The following is an 18,323-nucleotide window of genomic DNA, read 5'->3' as shown; positions in this document are numbered from 1 at the left end:
TTATACAGATGCGCACAGTGTATTGCGGACAAGTAAATGAAGCACATATCGGCCAACAGGTTGAATTGTGTGGTTGGGTTAATCGTCGTCGTGATTTAGGCGGTGTTATTTTTATCGATTTACGTGACCGTGAAGGCATTGTACAAGTTGTTTATGATCCAGATGCAGCTGCTGTATTTGAACGTGCTAGCCAATTACGTAACGAATTCTGTGTAAAAATTACAGGTAAAGTTCGCGCACGTGATGAACGCCAAGTAAACAAAGACATGGCAACTGGCGCGATTGAAGTTCAAGGTCTAGAGCTTGAAGTTATCAATAAAGCTGAAGCACTGCCGCTTGATTTCAACCAAGTGAATACTGAAGAACAACGTCTTAAGCACCGTTTCCTCGATCTACGTCGCCCAGAAATGAGCAACCGTTTAAAGATCCGTGCTAAAGCAAGTAACTTCGTACGTCGTTTCATGGATGACCACGGTTTCCTTGATATTGAAACGCCAGTACTAACGAAAGCAACGCCAGAAGGCGCACGTGATTACCTTGTACCAAGCCGTACACACAAAGGTCAATTCTTTGCACTGCCACAATCACCACAGTTATTTAAGCAACTGTTGATGATGTCTGGTTTTGATCGTTATTACCAAATCGTTAAATGTTTCCGTGATGAAGATTTACGTGCTGACCGTCAGCCTGAATTCACGCAAATAGATATTGAAACTTCATTCATGACTGCACCACAAGTGCGTGAAGTGACTGAACGTTTAATCACCAGCATGTGGAAAGAAATCTTGGACGTTGAATTACCAGCGTTCCCGAGCATGACTTATGCTGAAGCAATGCGTCGTTTTGGTTCTGATAAACCTGATCTACGTAACCCGTTAGAACTTGTTGACGTTGCTGATATCCTAAAAGATGTTGAATTTAAAGTATTCGCAGAACCTGCTAACAACCCGAAAGGTCGTGTAGCGGTATTATGTGTTACTGGCGGCGCTAAACTTTCTCGTAAGCAAATTGATGAATACACTAAATTTGTTGGCATCTATGGCGCTAAGGGCATGGCATGGATGAAAGTGAAAGACGTTGCAGCTGGCGCTGAAGGCGTACAGTCTCCAGTCGCTAAGTTCTTATCTGCTGACGTTATCACTGCATTACTTGAGCGTACTAACGCGCAAGACGGCGATATCATTTTCTTCGGCGCAGATACAAACAAAATTGTAACTGAAGCACTTGGCGCACTTCGTCTTAAAGTCGGTACTGATTTAGAATTGACTTCAAGCGAATGGAAACCACTTTGGGTTGTTGACTTCCCAATGTTTGAAGAAGATGGCGAAGGTAACTTGCACGCGGTTCATCACCCATTCACTGCGCCAATGGATCTTAACGCAGCAGAGTTACTTGCTAACCCTGCAGACGCTATTTCTGATGCTTACGACATGGTTATTAACGGCTATGAAGTTGGTGGTGGTTCTGTGCGTATTCACAAAGGTGAAATGCAAAAAGCGGTATTCGAAATCTTAGGTATCGAAGCGCAAGAGCAACAAGACAAGTTCGGTTTCTTACTTGAAGCACTTAAATACGGTACGCCGCCACATGCTGGTTTAGCATTTGGTCTAGACCGTCTAGCTATGTTGCTAACAGGTACTGATAACATCCGTGACGTTATCGCATTCCCTAAAACTACAACAGCTGCGTGTTTATTAACATCAGCACCAAGTGAAGCAAACCCTGCATCACTTGAAGAGCTAAGCATTGCTGTAGTGAAGAAAGTAAAAGAACAAGCGACTGACGCTGAGTAATCTGCGTTACTCTTACATAGTCATTAATTCGGGGTGAATTAATGACTATGTAATGCTTTGAAAATAGATAATAAAAAGCGGATTTACTCTTTTGAGTAAATCCGCTTTTTTGTACGTTAAATTTATGTTTTTTTTAGACGTAATGAGTGATAAAGGCTTAAATAATATCTTTACGTCACTACAATAGGTTTATTTGAATGACGAGGATGCTGCGACAACACAGTTTCGACCTTCACCTTTTGCCTGGTAAAGCGCCTTGTCTGTATGTGAGATAAATTCTTCGGTATTAAATGAATCGTGCTCATGCCATTGTGCAAGACCAATACTGACGGTTAGACGAATATTATCGGCACCATAAGGCACTTGTAATTTGCTGATATTATGGCGAACTCGCTCGGCAATGATGTGTGCTTGTGTGCTGTTTGTTTCTGGCATTAAGATGGCAAACTCTTCACCACCAATACGGGCGACGATATCGGATGATTTAACACTACTAAAGCAGGCATCATAGAAATCTCGTAATACTTGATCGCCACCGCCATGACCATAAGCGTCATTGATATTCTTGAAGTGATCAATGTCGAGTAATAATAATGACAATTTTTGCTTATCTTGTTTGGCAAAACCAATTTCTTGTTTTAGGATTAAGTTAAATTTACGTCTATTCAGCGCTCCGGTTAACGTATCTCTTGATGCGAGTTCACGGTACTTATCTCGTTCTTTTCGGCGATCTAACAGTGATTGTTGCTGACGTTTGATAATATCTTTTGACATGTCAGCCTGTAATAACTTTCTGCGTAATGTTTCGTAAGCTCCGTACATAGCGCCAATTTCATCACTCGATGTGCATTCATTCATTTGCTGGTTATAGCGGCCTAATGTCACTTGTTTTAACGCATAAGTAATACGGCGAATAGGGGTGATAACACTGTGATAGAGGATGGTGAAAACGAAAGTGTTAAAGATGACAATACTGCTGATGATAATGATCACGAGGTAAAATCGTTGCTCTAACGTTTTGAGTTTTAATTGTGTTTTAACGTCGAGATCATTGATTATTTTATCCGTTACTATTTTGATATCATCAGTGCGATTTGTTAGTTGAATGAACCAAAATTGACTGTTTTGATTTACCTCGGGCTGGATCATGAAGTCTTCAATGGTGTTATCAATAAATGCTTTGTGTTCTGCTATGTTACATAACTGACCACAAGCCTGTTGTTGCTCTGGTGTGGAAGAGTAATTAAAGATGAAAATAGCGTTAAGCTGCATACCGAGTTGCATATATAGTTGTTTGTAACGTTCACTGTGTCTTAATTCATATTTGGATAGATCATCATCGATCAGCAGTGTACCAATTTCTCGCTGTTGACTAAGAATCTCTTTTAATCCTACGATGGCATTTATCGCGGTAATATTATTGGCAAACTCGGCATCCATTTTGATATGCGATAAACGATTCACACGGGCCAACAGTTTGGCAATAATCTCATTATAACCTGCTAACATTTGTTCACTGGTCATGTCGGTATTGTTTAAACCACTTCGAAATATGATCAACTCGGCAATATCAATTTTAGTTGAGTTAATAAACTCTATTAACATCGGTTCTGTTAATAACGCTTTGCGTGAATTGAGTAGCGTTGTGAATGTATATATTTCATTGTTACTTTTGTGTTGTTGCGCGGTGAGAGCCTCAGAGAAACGTTTATAGTTTGAACTGATGTAGCTTGACTGTAACCCTCGTTCAATTTGTAAGTTATGTGTGAGTGAGTTTACTTGCTGGACTATTTGCGTGAGATTCTCTAACAGCTGCATATTTTTGTATTGTTGGTAATTGTCTTTAATCGCGATGAAGCTGAGTAATAACATACCAATGATCGGTAATACCGAGGTAATTAGCACGCGAGTCGAAATATTGATGCGATGACTTAGCCATTCAGATGTACGCTGGAATATGGCTTTCAATGAAATTTTATGTTTTGTTTCATTGTGAAAAGCATGCACATAATCCATGTCTGAAATGAAAATATGCTCAATGACCCAATCATATAAAAACTGACTAACGTGCTCTGCTGCATCAATGTTATTTGAATATAAAAGTTGATGCTTTAATTCGGGGAGCTGTTGTAAAAATTCTTGGTGGCCTTTTTGATGTTCAATAAAATCGTCGAACGCCATTGTCTCCATTAATGCTTCTTCACGTTTAAAATGAGACGTCGCACAAACGGTAAGCGCTGCAAAGTGTTTCTCAATCGCTTCGGTGTTGGCGTTGTTATCAATCGCATCGATAATAGTGGCAATAATCGCGAGGATCTGTTTATGGTCGGTATCAATTTCCTCGATACCAACACACATGTCTTCATTCCATTTTAGACTGATCATCAGAGCGACCACTTACCATTAATTAAACAAGCTGCAGTATAAAATTTCATTAATCTATGTCAACATATTTAACCAAAAACTAATCCTAAATGAGTGGTTTATTTATCATTATTCATATTTATTTAACTTAGTGGAAAATAGGTAGAGTGATCAATGTGATTCTTGTCACTCATTCATTCAGGTTGTAGCAGTTATGTATTTGAGTTCGCGCTATTATTATCTTTTCGTAGGTTGATTAATCGGGTTTGGGTAATGCCAAAAACCGAATTGTGTGCGTATTCGCCTTTATTGTTCATCGACCCCGCGATTATATTCGTCAGTAAGTTTATGGCTTCGGTGACATGGTCAATCGCCCAGATATGGAATAAACCTTGCTCAACAGCTGCAATTACATCACTCCTTAACATGAGATTATGCACATTAGAACGTGGAATAATAACCCCTTGTGTTGATAATGTTGTAATCGATGAGCAAACATCAAAAAAACCTTCTATTTTTTCATTCACGCCACCGATAGGCTGAGCATGACCAAACTGATCCATGGATCCGGTGATGGCAATGTCTTGGCGTAAGGGGACCTGTGAAAATGCCGAGATGATGGCGCTGCATTCGGCGAGTGAAGCACTGTCACCATCGACTTGACCGTAAGATTGCTCGAACGTTAAGCGTGTAGTGAGTGGGATGATTGCAGTTTGGCCAAATACTGACGCAAGATAAGCGGATAGAATCATCACCCCTTTAGAATGGATATTACCCCCGAGTTTGACCTGTCGTTCAATATCGAAAATTTCACCTTCGCCAAAAGAAGCTGTCGCGGTAATGCGACCCGGAATACCAAATTGACTATCTGATGTGGCAATAACTGAAAGTGCATTAATTTGTCCGACCACGTGTCCCTTAATATCAATGAGCGTGGAACCATTCATGAAGCTATGTAATAAATAGTCTTGTAATCGACCGGCTCGCTGCTGTTTATTGGCCAGTGCTTGTTCAACATGATGATGGCGAATAAGAGTGGCATTGGCGAGGCGGGCGCAGTAATTAGTTTCACGTAATAGGTTGGCAATATCCACAGAATGCAAAGAGAGCATATCTTGATCTTCCGCTTGGCGTGAGCTGTACTCGATGATCCTGCTCATGGCTTTACGGTCGCAATGCAGCATATTGTTGTCGTGGACAATGCTGGATATGAACTTAGCATAGTTTGCTTCTGCTATGTCGGTTCTGGGCATTACATCTTCGAAATCTGCGGTAACACGAAATAATTCTCTGAATTCAGGATCATATTGCTGTAGTAGCTGATAAGTCTGATAATCACCAAACAAGATGATCTTAACCGAAAGTGGAATTGGTTCAGGATCAAGTGAAATAGTACCCGATAAACTGACTTCTCTTTCCAGTGAACTAAGGCTTAATTTATTAGCGCGTAAGGCGCGTTTCAAGCCATCCCAAACATACGGTCGCTCAAGTACTTTGACCGCGTCAATCATTAACACACCACCATTAGCACGGTGTAAGCTACCTGCACGGATCAAAGAGGCATCGGTAAATACAGTACCTTTGAACGTGGCATTCTCGATATAACCAAAAATAGTATGGTAATTGGGACTTTCCTCCACCACGATAGGGAAGGCATTTGCTTCTTGGCACACAAGCACGTTAATTTGATAGCGGCGCGGCATTTTTTTGTCTAACGCGGCATAAGCCAGGGTAATATCATCTTCACTGTCTTCAACAAAGATATCAAGGTTGTCTAATATGTCTTTATTCATCGCGATGAGATGTGTTTTCACCTCGGGTAAATGATTGTACTTTTCTTTTAATGGTGTGGTGCAATGGACTAATACGTCCTGTGCGATTTGTTCATCCAGTTTTTGGATCTTATCGGTGAACTCTTCTTCCCAAATGGTTAATTGACGAATAATGTCACGTAACTTTATTTCTAATTCTGTAATTTTAGTTTCAAAACGCTTTTTTTGACTGTCCGTTAACGCGTCAAAATCGGCTTCAGAGTAGGCTTCATTTTTGTCGTTCATGGCAACGAGCTGGTAATCACCTTGCACCGTTAATGTTAAGCTAATGCTATGTTGCTCGGCGGACTTTGTGAGGTCTTGTAATATTGCTTCTTGTTTATTTTCTAATTGGTTTTTCAGCTTCTCAGAGCGAGCGAAATAGATTTCGTTATCAAAGGCCATCGATAGCGCTTTGACTAAGCGCAGGGTAAGGGTTTCGACCTCTTTTTTAAATTGATGCGCAGTACCCGCAGGCAGTTTTAATAGTTTGGGATGACGGGCTTCATCAAAATTAACGGTATAACACCAGTCAAAAACGGCTTGGTTATTACTGCTTGGCTCATGACGGTTGAGATAGCGTAGTATCATGGTGCGTTTGCCGAGACCGTTGTGGCCAAGGGCATAGATGTTATAGCCTTTTTCTTTTATCGACATGGCGAATTCGACCGCTTGCTGGGCACGGTCTTGGCCGATAATTTGATCGAGAGGTTGTAGGTGTTTGGTTGACTTACAATCAACGGCAAGCTCGGTGAGTGTTGAAGTCCTATACAATTGGTTACAACTTAGAGGTTTTATCGGCATACAGTTCCCTCTTATAAAACAGCTATTACCCCTAGTGTAGACATAGATCGCTTGTCTGAGCATACTGTTTTATACTTCACGACCAGATTTTAAGTTACAACGAGAGAGAAAATAGGAATGATAGTAAACGCTGACACCCTTATTATATTGGATTTCGAGACCACTGGATTATCTCCTGATATGGGCGATCGCGCGATTGAGATCGGTGCGGTAAAAATTGAAAATGGTAAGATCACTGACCGTTTTCAAGAGTTGATGCATCCTGGCCGTCGTGTCAGCAGTTTCATTGCCGATTATACGGGTATTACCAATCTCATGCTTGAAGACGCAGCCCCTTGTGAGGAAGTCATGCACCGTTTTGCTGATTTTATTCAAGGTTACAACTTAGTAGCCCATAATGCCTCATTTGATAAACGTTTTTTAGATGCTGAATTGACTCGTATTGGTCGCGGTTATGATGGTGAGTTTAGTTGTTCACTGCTGGTGGCAAGACGTATTTTTCAAGATGCCCCGAGCCATAAATTGGGTGAACTCATTAAATATACCAATATCCCGTCAGATGGTGGTTTTCACCGAGCGTTATTTGATTCGGAAATGACGACTAAACTTTGGTTAGTGATGTTAGATGAAATTAAATCACGTTATCGCTTAGCTAGCATTCCTTTTCCGTTGTTACAGAAGTTAGTTAAAACACCGAAAAAATCAGTAGATAGTTTTTTGCGTCGTTATACTCAATAATTGTCACTACCAAGTTGAGATTAACGTGTCATTTCACCTGACGTAATGCTTAGTTAAATACAGTGTTTATTATTTTGATGTATTAAATATAACTAAGTAATGATGGTTAGTCGTACAGGTTGAATTACGACGTAAATAATTTACATAGCTTTAAACTGCCTAGATATTAGGTATAAATATCGATATTTAAATTTTAGTGAAGTTATATAACGTATTGATAGGTTTAGCTGTGCGAGTGTGGCTTATAGCTCTGACATACCTCTTCAGTTATACATGTGTACTTTTAAGTGACGTAATTGCCTTCACTATACTCTTGTATATTGCCATTATTTAGCTATTATTTTTGCTTTTGAATCGAACTTAGCGAATAACGGTGGAGTAATAATGAGTAAGCAAGCAGTGGTAAAAGCAGCTGATAAACCCTCTGGGGCAATGGATAAATTTTTGAATCTAATTGAACGAGCTGGGAATAAAATTCCAGATCCTGCAATTCTGTTCTTCTGGGGATTAGTCATTGTTTGGCTATTATCGGCGTTATTTTCACAGTTTGACTTTGGCATGATCCATCCGATTACCGGTCAAGCAATTGTAGTGAATAATTTACTCACTGGTCAGTCACTGGCCTCTTTTCTCGCTAATATGGTCACCACATTTACCAGTTTTGCGCCGTTAGGTATTGTACTTGTATCTATGTTAGGACTTGGTGTGGCAGAAGCATCTGGTTTTATTAATACTGGTTTGAAGAAAATGCTTAACTTCACACCAGCGAAGCTATTAACACCAATGTTGATTTTAGTCGCTATCATTTCACATACCGCGGCTGATGCTGGTTATGTGTTAGTGATCCCGATGGGTGGTGTGATATTCCATGCGGCGGGTCGTCACCCGTTAGCGGGTATCGCGGCAGCATTCGCCGGTGTATCTGGTGGTTTCTCGGCTAACTTTATCCCATCTGGTATTGATCCTCTGCTCGCTGGTTTCACCCAATCTGCAGCTCAGGTATTAGATCCTGCTTATATTGTTAACCCACTGGCCAATATTTTCTTTACGGGTTTATCTTCAATCTTGGTTGTGTGTGTTGGTTGGTATGTGACAGAGAAAATCATTGAGCCTCGTCTTGCTGCAACGCCAGTTGATGAAGACGCAGAGCAAGCACCTAATTTAGCTGTGTTATCTGCTGCAGAATCAAAAGCGTTTAGCTATGCTGGTTGGACTATGGTTGCGGGTATTGTGGCATTAGTTGTTGCGCTTTATCCTGAAACGTCACCGCTGCGCTCACCTGAAGGTGAATTAACATCATTCAGCGCGCCAATTATGCAATCAATTGTACCGCTTATTTTTGTGTTGTTTATTATTCCCGGTATTGTTTACGGCCGTGTGTCTGGTTCGTTTAAATCAGGTGACGACGTTATTAAAGCAATGGCGGCAACTATGGGTACCATGGGCGGCTATATTGTCATGGCGTTCTTCTGTGCGCAGTTCTTAGCAGCATTCGGTCAGTCAAACTTGGGTACATTATTAGCGCTGTCTGGTGCTGATTTACTTAAATCAATGGACATGCCAGGTCAAATAACGATTGTTGGCATGATTTTACTGACAGCATTTGTTAATTTATTAGTGGGCAGTGCATCAGCCAAATGGGCATTAATCGGTCCAGTACTTGTGCCTATGTTAATGGCTGTTGGTATATCGCCTGAATTAACCCAAGCGGCTTACCGTGTAGGTGACTCTGTGTCTAACATCATCTCACCATTAATGGTGTTCTTCCCGCTAGTAGTTGTTTACACACAACGTTATATGAAGAGTTCAGGTATTGGTACATTGGCAGCATTAATGATGCCTTACTCGATTGCGATGTTAATCGCTTGGACAATATTCTTACTGGGTTATTGGGCGCTCGGTATCCCACTGGGTATTCAAGCACCTTACACTTATAGCATGGGCTAGTTAATTCTAGCTTTTTGAACAAAGCGTTTAGTAAAATAACATGAAGCTAATTTAAGCATATACTTAAATTAGCTTTATTTTTATGTGCTTGATTAGATAACCGCCACTGGCAGTAGCCAACTTGTATTTGTAACTTGGCTCGGTATATTATGCTCAATCTCATATTTTATAAGTAATCTTAGTACTTCGTATTTTCTTATTAAATGCTGGCGGTTATGAAAGGATACTAATGTCTCGCTCTGTTGTTTTTGTCTTATTTATTCTTCTATCTGGTTGTGCTGCAGTGGTCGTGGCTAATTACGATGTAATGTATGGTGCTGAAAAAATACAGGATCGCACTGCGGAGCCATTAAGTTCGCAAGCATCCACTTATCTTAATAAAGTGCAACCCTTACTTAACCAACGTTGTGTGGTCTGTCATGGCTGTTATGACGCCCCATGCCAGCTAAAGTTAACGTCTCCTGAAGGCATTGAGCGGGGATTGAGTAAGTCGTTAGTTCATAGTGGCTCACGTTTATTGGCTGTTCCCCCAACGCGACTATATGAAGATGCTACGACAACGCAAGCGTGGCGTGAACAAGGTTTCTCTGCGGTATTAAATGAACGTAAACAAGTCGAGGAAGCCAACTTGATGGCCAGCGTACTGTATCGTTCATTAGCATTAAAACAACGTGATGCGCTACTTGATAAATCGCATGGGAAATCGGTATCAGCAAAAGTATTACCTGAACGTTATGACTTTTCACTTAATCGGCAGCAGCAATGCAGCACGATAGGGGAGTTTGATGATTACGCACTACAGCATCCTGAAGGCGGCATGCCATATGGGCTACCTGCATTAAGCAATGGTGAGTTTAACTTGCTGGCATCTTGGTTATCGAGTGGTGCTAAAATGTCATCCTTACCGGCACTTTCTGATGCTCACCTTACACAAGTGAGGTATTGGGAAAAATGGCTAAATCAACAATCACTGAAAAGTCAGCTTGTCAGTCGTTATATTTATGAGCATTTATTCTTATCCCATTTATATTTTAGTGAGTTAGAGCCAAGTTATTTTAAATTAGTTCGTTCGGCAACCCCTCCGGGCATGCCTATCGAGATTATTGCCACGCGTCGACCGTATGACGATCCAAAAACAACACGGGTGTATTACCGTCTACAGCGTGAACGTGAAACTATTTTAGCGAAAACGCATTTACCTTATGCGTTAAATCCGGCCCGCATGAGTACATTTAAAGAGATTTTTGAGCAACCTCAATATGACGTTAAAAGCTTACCGAGTTACAAGCCTACAGTCGCTTCTAATCCGTTTATCACCTTTGAGGCGATACCATCACAGTCTCGTTATAAATTTATGCTGCAAGAAGCGCAAAATACCATTATGGGCTTTATCAAAGGCCCTGTTTGTCGTGGTCAAATTGCGGTGAATGTGATTGATGATCATTTTTGGGTATTCTTTGTCACGCGAGAAGCGCAGGCTGGACTTAATAGTGATAATTTTCTTTCTGAGCAAAAAAACCACTTACGCTTACCGGCAGAATCAGAAAGTAATGCCGCGGTTGTGGTTACTTGGTACCAATATTCACAAGCTCAAAAAGCCTATTTCGAGGCTAAAAAACGTAAAGTTAATCAATTATTCGATCAAGATACATTACTTGACTTACATCTGGTGTGGAACGGTAGCAGCCTGACAGAAAACAACCAAAACTCGCGTGGTAATGACAATGCCGCGCTGACTATATTCCGTCATTTCGATAGCGCGACTGTGGTTAAAGGACTGGTCGGTCAGCAACCTAAAACAGCATGGTTAATTGATTATCCGCTGCTGGAACGTATTCACTATTTATTAGTGGCTGGCTTTGATGTGTATGGCAATGTCGGGCATCAATTAAATACGCGACTATATATGGACTTTTTACGTATGGAAGCGGAGTTTAACTTTTTAAATCTGTTACCAAAAGAGAGCCGCCAGCAAGAACATGATTATTGGTATCGTGACGAAGGCATTAACTTACAACAATATTTAGAAGGCAGTGAACACTTTATCGCTAAAGATTCAAATATTGATTATCAAACAAAAGATCATAAAGCAGAGCTATTTTCGTTATTGAAGACGCATTTAGCCGATGTTTTACCCAACCAATTTGCTTTACAGCAACCAAGTACCCCACTGCAAGAAGTGGCGTTAATGCAGGTATTAATGGCGTTGGTTGGTACTCCGGTTAATCAATTGCCGGAAATCGCCGTATTACTGGTCAATGATGGTGATGATAAGCGCGTTTATACTTTATTGAAAAATGTCGCCCACAGTAATATGTCCAGTTTGCTTGATGAAGAATCTAATTTATTACCGGCAGAGGATTCGTTAACGGTTGTCAGTGGTATTATTGGTGATTACCCTAGTGTGTATTTAACGGTAGATGCCGCACAACTACCCAAATTTGTGGCGCGTTTGGCGGCAATGAAAACAGGCGAAGACTATACTGCTTGGTTAGATTATTATGGTGTTAGACGCTCTGATCCTCTATTTTGGCCACACAGTGATACGATCCAAGCGTTGAATCAGCAGCTACAGCCTATTCGCGCGGGTTTATTAGATTATAATCGCTTACAAAATAGGTGATTTAGCACGTTTTAAGTAATTGATTTTCTGATGCTTAGAACGTACAGTAGCAAGGAATTAACAAGCCAAATAATGGCGTAATTATAGTAGAGTCGACAGGTAAGATAGGTGTCCATTTATGTCAATGATTAAACCATGGAAGTTAATAAGTCTGTTATTTATTTTACAGCTATTAGCTGGCTGTGAATCAAAACTAGAACAAACGCAAACGACAATTAACCAACAAGTTGCCAGTGCAGAAAGCGGTCTTAACAGATTGGGGTCTAGCATTGAAACGGGCTCGGTGCGCAATGCAAGATTGTTGACTGAGTATGCGCAAGTTTTAAAACAACAAAAACCAGAACTGACCCGTATCGCCAACTTGATTGCAGAAGATGCAACGCGCAAGGGACCTTTATATCAAAATCTCGCAATGCGATTAAATGATGTTAAAGCAGAGACGGTAACATTAGATAATGCTGGTGGCTTGCTGGATGAACTTGCACGTATTCAAGATGCCAGTAAAGCGAGTTTGTTTAATGATGCATTAACCGATCCTATTAACGTGTTAGCGGATATGTCTGATGGCCAATTAGCGCGTGTTGGCGCCATTAGTCAATACGCTGAACAAAGTGCTGGCGCTGGTGCTGATTACGGTGCCGGTAGCCAGATGGTTGGTAATCCGAATTACGGCGGCTGGCAAAGTGGCAGTAATGGCACGAGTTTCTGGCAGTGGTACGGCATGTACCGTATGTTGGGTGATTTGACTGGTCGTGTTGGCTATTCAAATTGGAGCCAAAATCGTCGTTATAGTTACTACAATGACTATGGTCGTTCACGTTATACCAGCCCTAAGCAAAGTGTAAAGCAAGCGGCGGTTGAAACTAAAACCCGTAAATCATTTCAGCGTAAAGGGCAGTCATTTAGCTCGCCTTATGCGAAAACACGTTCCGGCTCTGCTGGTCTAAGCCGTTCGAGTTATACGCCGACTAAAACGGTGAGTAGCTATTCTAAATCGAATAAATCGTTTACTAGCAGTAATAAAGCGACAGGTACTAAGGCAACAAACAGCTCCGGGTCATTTCGTAATAGTGGCGGCCGTACATCACGTGGTGTACGTCGCGGTAAATAGACCGATGTGAGTTAATAGAAAGCCATTGAAAATGGTTCGAATAGCTTTGAGCAAACAGATAGAACAAGTTATGGAGATTGAGTATGTACGAGTTTGATGGATTGACGATGTGGACGACACAAGCACTGATTATTGACTTTATTGTCATTATTGCGTTATTTGTGAGTTTAAAAATGATCAAAGGTTGGGTATCAAATTTACATGCCAATGATGAGATTGCCAAACGTGATAATTTTGCCTTTGGTATAAGCTTTGCAGCCGGGTTAGCTGGCCTTGCAATTGTATTAACGGGTGTCACCAGTGGTGATTTTGCGGATTCATTATTTGAAGAAGCCACACAAATGCTAGGTTATGGCTTGTTAGCGATTGCGTTAATTAAAATCGGTCATTTCTTCCAAGATAAAGTGACATTGCAAAAAGTCAGCCTGCACGACGAGATCGTAAAGGGCAACGTGACCGCCGCATTTGTTGAGTTTGGCCATATCGTTACGGTTGCTATTGTGGTGCGTTCTGCGTTGATATGGGTGTTAACAGAAGGTTGGCATGGTTTACCTGTAGTGATAGCCGCGTTTGTTGTTGCTAATATTATTATGTTACTGGTGAGTAAGTATCGAGTGAGTTTATTTAAGCGTACAGGCGATTGTCTACAGCAGTTGATCTTAGATGATAACTTGGCGGTAGGTATTCGTTATGCGGGTTTCTTAATCGGTTCTGGTTTGGCTATCACTGCGGCAACCGGTCTTGCACCCTATGCTGCCGATAATATCGGTCTTAGCCTGACATATTGGGCATTCTCAGCGATTGTTAGTGTGGCTATTTTTGCTGTTTTACAGTTGATTACCATTAAAGTGATCTTATCTGGTATCGATATTGCTGATGAAGTCATTCGTCAAAAGAACATCGGTGTTGCGGTTATCTCGGCAACGGTATCGTTTTCAATTGGTTTAACCATGGCGACGTTACTCGGTAGTTAACGCGTTATGTAAGCAGCGTAATATAACTATCATCAATAATACTGATAGCTCAGACTCGATATAGATTAGCAGTGATAATGACGCTGATGATTTATTGGGTTTGAGCTTTTTAATTTCAGTATATTCTATCTTCAATACATTCTATCCAATACAGTAAGGCTTCGTGTGGAACACTCAGTGGTAAATAGTGATAATAAAGCAAAACAAGCCCAGAACCGTAAACGTTCGTTATGGTTTCATGATGCGCTGTTAATTTCAGTCATGATCATCCTTGCTGGCTGTGGTTTGATATATGAATACTTGCTTTCGCATTATGCGGGCAGGGTATTAGGGTCAGTTGAAAGCGCGATTTATGCGATGATAGGTACTATGATCGTGGCAATGGGGATTGGCGCATTTATGGCGCGTTGGTTTAAAGATGCCTTTACTGCCTTTGCTTGGTTAGAAGCCCTAATTGCCTTAATCGGCATGAGTTGTATTTTAGTTATTTCAGCGATGATCGCCTTGAGTTATAGCTTGCCACAGTTATTATCGGCGACGTTTAACTTACCCAGTAATGTAGTGCTGGATGGTTACCTGCCACAACAACTAGAAAAAATAGCGAAATTCATGCCTTATGTGTTTGGTTTAATTCTCGGTATTTTTATTGGTATGGAGATACCGTTGATTGCCCGAGTGCGTCAACAAGTTTACGGCCGATTTTTAGAGAACAACGCTGGTACAATTTACGGTGCCGATTATATTGGCGCAGGTATTGGCGCGGCTATTTGGGTATTGATCATGTTGTCTTTACCGATTATGGAAGCGGCGGCATGGACGGCATTATTTAATATCATCGCTGGTTTGGCGTTTTTATGGCGTTATCAAGACAAGATCCGTTGGGCTAAATTGTTGTTTGTCTGTCACTTATTATTAGTTGCTTTATTTGGCATTATTCTGACCTTGGGTACTGGTTGGTTAGCCGAGTTAAGCAGCGTGTTGTATAAAGATAAAGTGATTTATTCACAATCGACTAAGTATCAGCATGTGGTGGTGACGGAACGTTATTTGAAAAACCACGCAGAGCCAGTGACTGACTTGTTTATTAATGGCCATTTGCAGTTCTCGAGTGTGGATGAGCAGCTGTACCATGATTTATTAGTGTATCCAGCAATGATGGCGTCTAATCGCCATGATAAGGTGCTGATTATTGGCGGTGGTGATGGCTTGGCGCTGCGTAATGTCTTGCGTTGGCCTGTTGAAGCGGTGACGTTGGTAGATTTAGATGCTGAATTATTAGCGCTGTTTGGTGCCAATACTGTTGATTATGCTGCGCCAGAAGCAATTAAACAGCGTATGTTACGGTTAAATGAGGCGTCGTTACAAGATCCACGCTTAACCTTGTTTGCGACGGATGCATTTTTGCAAGTGGAAAAACTGCTGGATGAAGGTGCCAGATTTGACTCAATTATTATTGATCTTCCGGATCCTAATCATCCCGATCTGAATAAACTTTATAGCGATTATTTTTATAATCAGGTGCGTCAATTATTAGCACCAGACGGTGCATTAGCAATACAATCTACATCCCCTTATCATGCTCGAAATGCCTTTTTGAGTATCGGTAAAACAGTCAAAGAAGCGGGATTTTTACATGTAGAACAGTACCAACGTAATATCCCATCATTTGGTCAATGGGGTTGGACGATAGCGACAACGCGCGGTAAATCGGCAAGTCAGCGTATTAGTGATGTCGATACCTTGCCTGTACCATCTAAGTGGCTAAATAAGCAATTCCTGTTAGCGTCGTTTGTTTTTCCGGGCAATTTTTATGACAAAATGGAGTCGATTGAGATTAACCGATTAGGCTCTGGAATATTGTACGATTATAACCGTGCGGCGTGGGAAACGGAGTCAGAACTGTATAAAAATTAGTTGCAGAGGATCATAATGAATACCCTGTGACTATGTTGTTTTAGTGTAATTTGAGTAAGTGAAAATAACGATGGAAGCAAAAATATATAATCAACGCTGGTGGTTAAGTAGCTGTGATAGCGAAGTACTTAAAGCGGTCATTTCAGTAGACCTGAATCGTGCCGGTTTTACCGTATTAAATTTTGTTGAACATTATTTTCAACCACAGGGCTATACCGCACTGTGGTTGTTAGCTGAAAGCCATGCTGCAGTACATACGTTTCCCGAACAGGGCAAGTCATATGTCGAGTTATCAAGTTGTTCTGCATCCTTATTAGCAAGCTTTGATACACACTTGCAAGCTGCTGCTGAACAGCATCAGTGGCAAGTGACAACTTAAATAGGCTAATCAGTGTTGCATCATTTTTGCTGTTAACCGCATCGTACTTTGGGTGTTAAGAAAATAGTACTTTCGGTATTAAGCAAAAAGAAGTTTTAAGCTCATGGCGATAGACATGGTGATCATTAATGGTTTAATGATTTTAACGCCTTTTGATAATACCAAACGTGAGCCAAGTGTTGCCCCTAACGCTTGGCCTACCAACATAATACCGCCGAGCGCCCACAATACTTTCCCGCCTAATGCAAAGAATAACAGTGACGCGATATTGGTGGTGAAATTTAACACTTTCGCGTGTGCTGTTGCTTTTGCTAAACCAAAACCGGCCAATGATACAAACGCCAGCGCAAAGAAACTGCCGGTGCCAGGACCAAAGAAACCATCATATAAACCAATACCGAATGCCGCCGTAATAGCAAACAGGGTAGGGGTTAGTAGTTGATGTTTGTCTTCATCGGAAATTTGTTTGGATAATAAAAAGTAACCACCGATAGCAAGAATGAGAAAAGGTAAGATCACTTCCAAAATACTTGGGTCAATGGATTGAATGGCAATACTGCCTAAGGCTGAACCCACAAAAGTACAACCAATCGCGAATTTCATTTTTTTTACATCAACCATGCCTTTACGAATAAAATAAAAGCTGGCAAAGAAGCTACCGCCACAGGCTTGCAGTTTGTTGGTGGCAAGTGCGGTTGCAGGAGGCAAGCCAACCCATAATAATGCTGGAATAGTCAGTAAACCGCCACCGCCAGCGATAGCGTCAATAAAACCGGCGACGACGGCGACTAAAAATAACATTCCAACAATTTCTGTTGATAACTGTAACGACATATCCAAAACCATGATGCTGTGCTCCTGCGTAATTTGAGTCGCCAATATAATCTTATTTGCAGGTACAGTGCAAAGGAGTTATCTTCTTTATAGTGTGAGTAAAACTCACGCATTGTATCCCCACTATTTTAAATGAGTATGACTATGTATCCTAATTTACCTCCATTAAATGCCATGCGTGCTTTTGAATCAGCAGCGAGAAATGTGAGTTTTACGCTAGCAGCGAAAGAATTGTTTGTTACCCATGGTGCGGTGAGTAAACAGGTGAAGATATTAGAGCAATATCTAGGGGTTAATTTATTTATTCGTCAACACCGCAAGTTAGTGCTTACTGAAGAGGCAAAGCCTTATTTAGCTAAGGTACAGAGCGCACTGCAAACGATTAACAGTGCCACGCAAGAGCTTATCTCTCAACCACAATTGGCGCAACGTATCGCCATTAATGTGTTACCGAGTTTAACCATTAACTGGTTAATCCCCAGTCTAGAAAGCTTTAAGCTCAGTAATCCTAATTTGTTTGTCGATCTGTCTATTGGTGATTTTGCGATTGATTTTAGCCAGCATCAATATGATATTGCGATACGCAGTGCGACTAAAAAGCCGCAAGGTTGTAATGTGCTTAAACTGATGGATGAAGATCTTTGTCTGGTGTGTTCACCACAACTGGCGAAGAAAATGACCTCTCTGCAAGATATAAACAAGATGACCTTGTTAGAGCATACCTCTCGACCTGGGTTATGGCGTTTTTGGGCTGATGATATCGGCATTACTATCACCACAGATAACAAGTTTGGTATGGAGCATTTCTATATGCTGAGTCAAGCGGCGGTGAGTAGTATGGGTGTGGCACTTATTCCACGATTTTTTGTCAGTCAACAATTAGCCGATGGCAGTTTAGTCATTCCATTTTCAGCCGGTTTTGTTAGTCCGTATAGTTATTATTTATTGACGCCGACAGCCAGTCCACTGCCGTTGAAAGTACAGAGTTTCATTGACTGGCTATTACCGTTATTTGCACCGTATCGGTAGGA

General features: G+C 41.1%; 12 protein-coding genes. 9 read left to right on the top strand and 3 right to left on the bottom strand.

Going from position 1 to position 18,323, the window contains the following annotated elements:
• Positions 1-8 precede the first annotated feature (8 nt).
• Positions 9-1,793, top strand: coding sequence for an aspartate--tRNA ligase (aspS, locus tag A923_RS0118135; RefSeq protein WP_017223113.1), 1,785 nt, complete (start codon positions 9-11; stop codon positions 1,791-1,793).
• A 189-nt stretch (positions 1,794-1,982) separates the two neighbouring features.
• Here aspS and A923_RS0118130 read toward each other — a convergent pair whose 3' ends face one another.
• Together A923_RS0118130 and A923_RS0118125 are read right to left on the bottom strand one after the other, a co-directional pair.
• Entirely contained in the window at positions 1,983-4,178 is a 2,196-nt protein-coding gene (locus A923_RS0118130; protein WP_026006338.1) for a bacteriohemerythrin, read from the bottom strand.
• 191 nt (positions 4,179-4,369) lie between these two features.
• Entirely contained in the window at positions 4,370-6,772 is a 2,403-nt protein-coding gene (locus tag A923_RS0118125; protein WP_017223111.1) for a Lon protease family protein, read from the bottom strand.
• 117 nt (positions 6,773-6,889) lie between these two features.
• Between A923_RS0118125 and A923_RS0118120 the strand changes: the two genes are divergently transcribed.
• From A923_RS0118120 to A923_RS0118090, 7 genes are all read left to right on the top strand, one after another.
• Entirely contained in the window at positions 6,890-7,510 is a 621-nt protein-coding gene (locus A923_RS0118120) for a 3'-5' exonuclease (protein ID WP_017223110.1), read from the top strand.
• 384 nt (positions 7,511-7,894) lie between these two features.
• Positions 7,895-9,457, top strand: a complete 1,563-nt coding sequence (locus A923_RS0118115; RefSeq protein WP_017223109.1) for an AbgT family transporter — start codon at positions 7,895-7,897, stop codon at positions 9,455-9,457.
• A gap of 229 nt (positions 9,458-9,686) precedes the next feature.
• Positions 9,687-12,080 carry a fatty acid cis/trans isomerase gene (locus tag A923_RS0118110; RefSeq protein ID WP_017223108.1) on the top strand — a complete coding sequence of 798 codons (2,394 nt, stop codon included), beginning with the start codon at positions 9,687-9,689 and terminating at the stop codon, positions 12,078-12,080.
• A gap of 118 nt (positions 12,081-12,198) precedes the next feature.
• Positions 12,199-13,191: a hypothetical protein gene (locus A923_RS0118105; protein ID WP_017223107.1), complete on the top strand. Its 993-nt coding sequence runs from the start codon at positions 12,199-12,201 to the stop codon at positions 13,189-13,191.
• An 83-nt stretch (positions 13,192-13,274) separates the two neighbouring features.
• A complete protein-coding gene (locus A923_RS0118100) occupies positions 13,275-14,165 on the top strand; it encodes a DUF350 domain-containing protein (protein ID WP_017223106.1) in 891 nt (296 codons plus the stop codon).
• Between the two features lie 177 nt (positions 14,166-14,342).
• Positions 14,343-16,079 carry a polyamine aminopropyltransferase gene (locus A923_RS0118095; protein WP_192810707.1) on the top strand — a complete coding sequence of 579 codons (1,737 nt, stop codon included), beginning with the start codon at positions 14,343-14,345 and terminating at the stop codon, positions 16,077-16,079.
• Positions 16,080-16,149: 70 nt separating this feature from the next.
• Positions 16,150-16,458, top strand: a complete 309-nt coding sequence (locus A923_RS0118090) for an S-adenosylmethionine decarboxylase (protein WP_017223104.1) — start codon at positions 16,150-16,152, stop codon at positions 16,456-16,458.
• A 78-nt stretch (positions 16,459-16,536) separates the two neighbouring features.
• On the opposite strand, the gene A923_RS0118085 is transcribed toward A923_RS0118090, so the two are convergent.
• Positions 16,537-17,292: a TSUP family transporter gene (locus A923_RS0118085; protein ID WP_026006337.1), complete on the bottom strand. Its 756-nt coding sequence runs from the start codon at positions 17,290-17,292 to the stop codon at positions 16,537-16,539.
• Positions 17,293-17,436: 144 nt separating this feature from the next.
• Here A923_RS0118085 and A923_RS0118080 point away from each other — a divergent pair, with 144 nt between their 5' ends.
• Positions 17,437-18,321 carry a LysR substrate-binding domain-containing protein gene (locus A923_RS0118080; protein WP_017223102.1) on the top strand — a complete coding sequence of 295 codons (885 nt, stop codon included), beginning with the start codon at positions 17,437-17,439 and terminating at the stop codon, positions 18,319-18,321.
• Positions 18,322-18,323: the final 2 nt, after the last annotated feature.

The organism is Moritella dasanensis ArB 0140 (assembly GCF_000276805.1).
Taxonomy (GTDB): Bacteria; Pseudomonadota; Gammaproteobacteria; order Enterobacterales; family Moritellaceae; genus Moritella; species Moritella dasanensis.
This window is presented reverse-complemented; position numbering and strand designations above follow the sequence as displayed.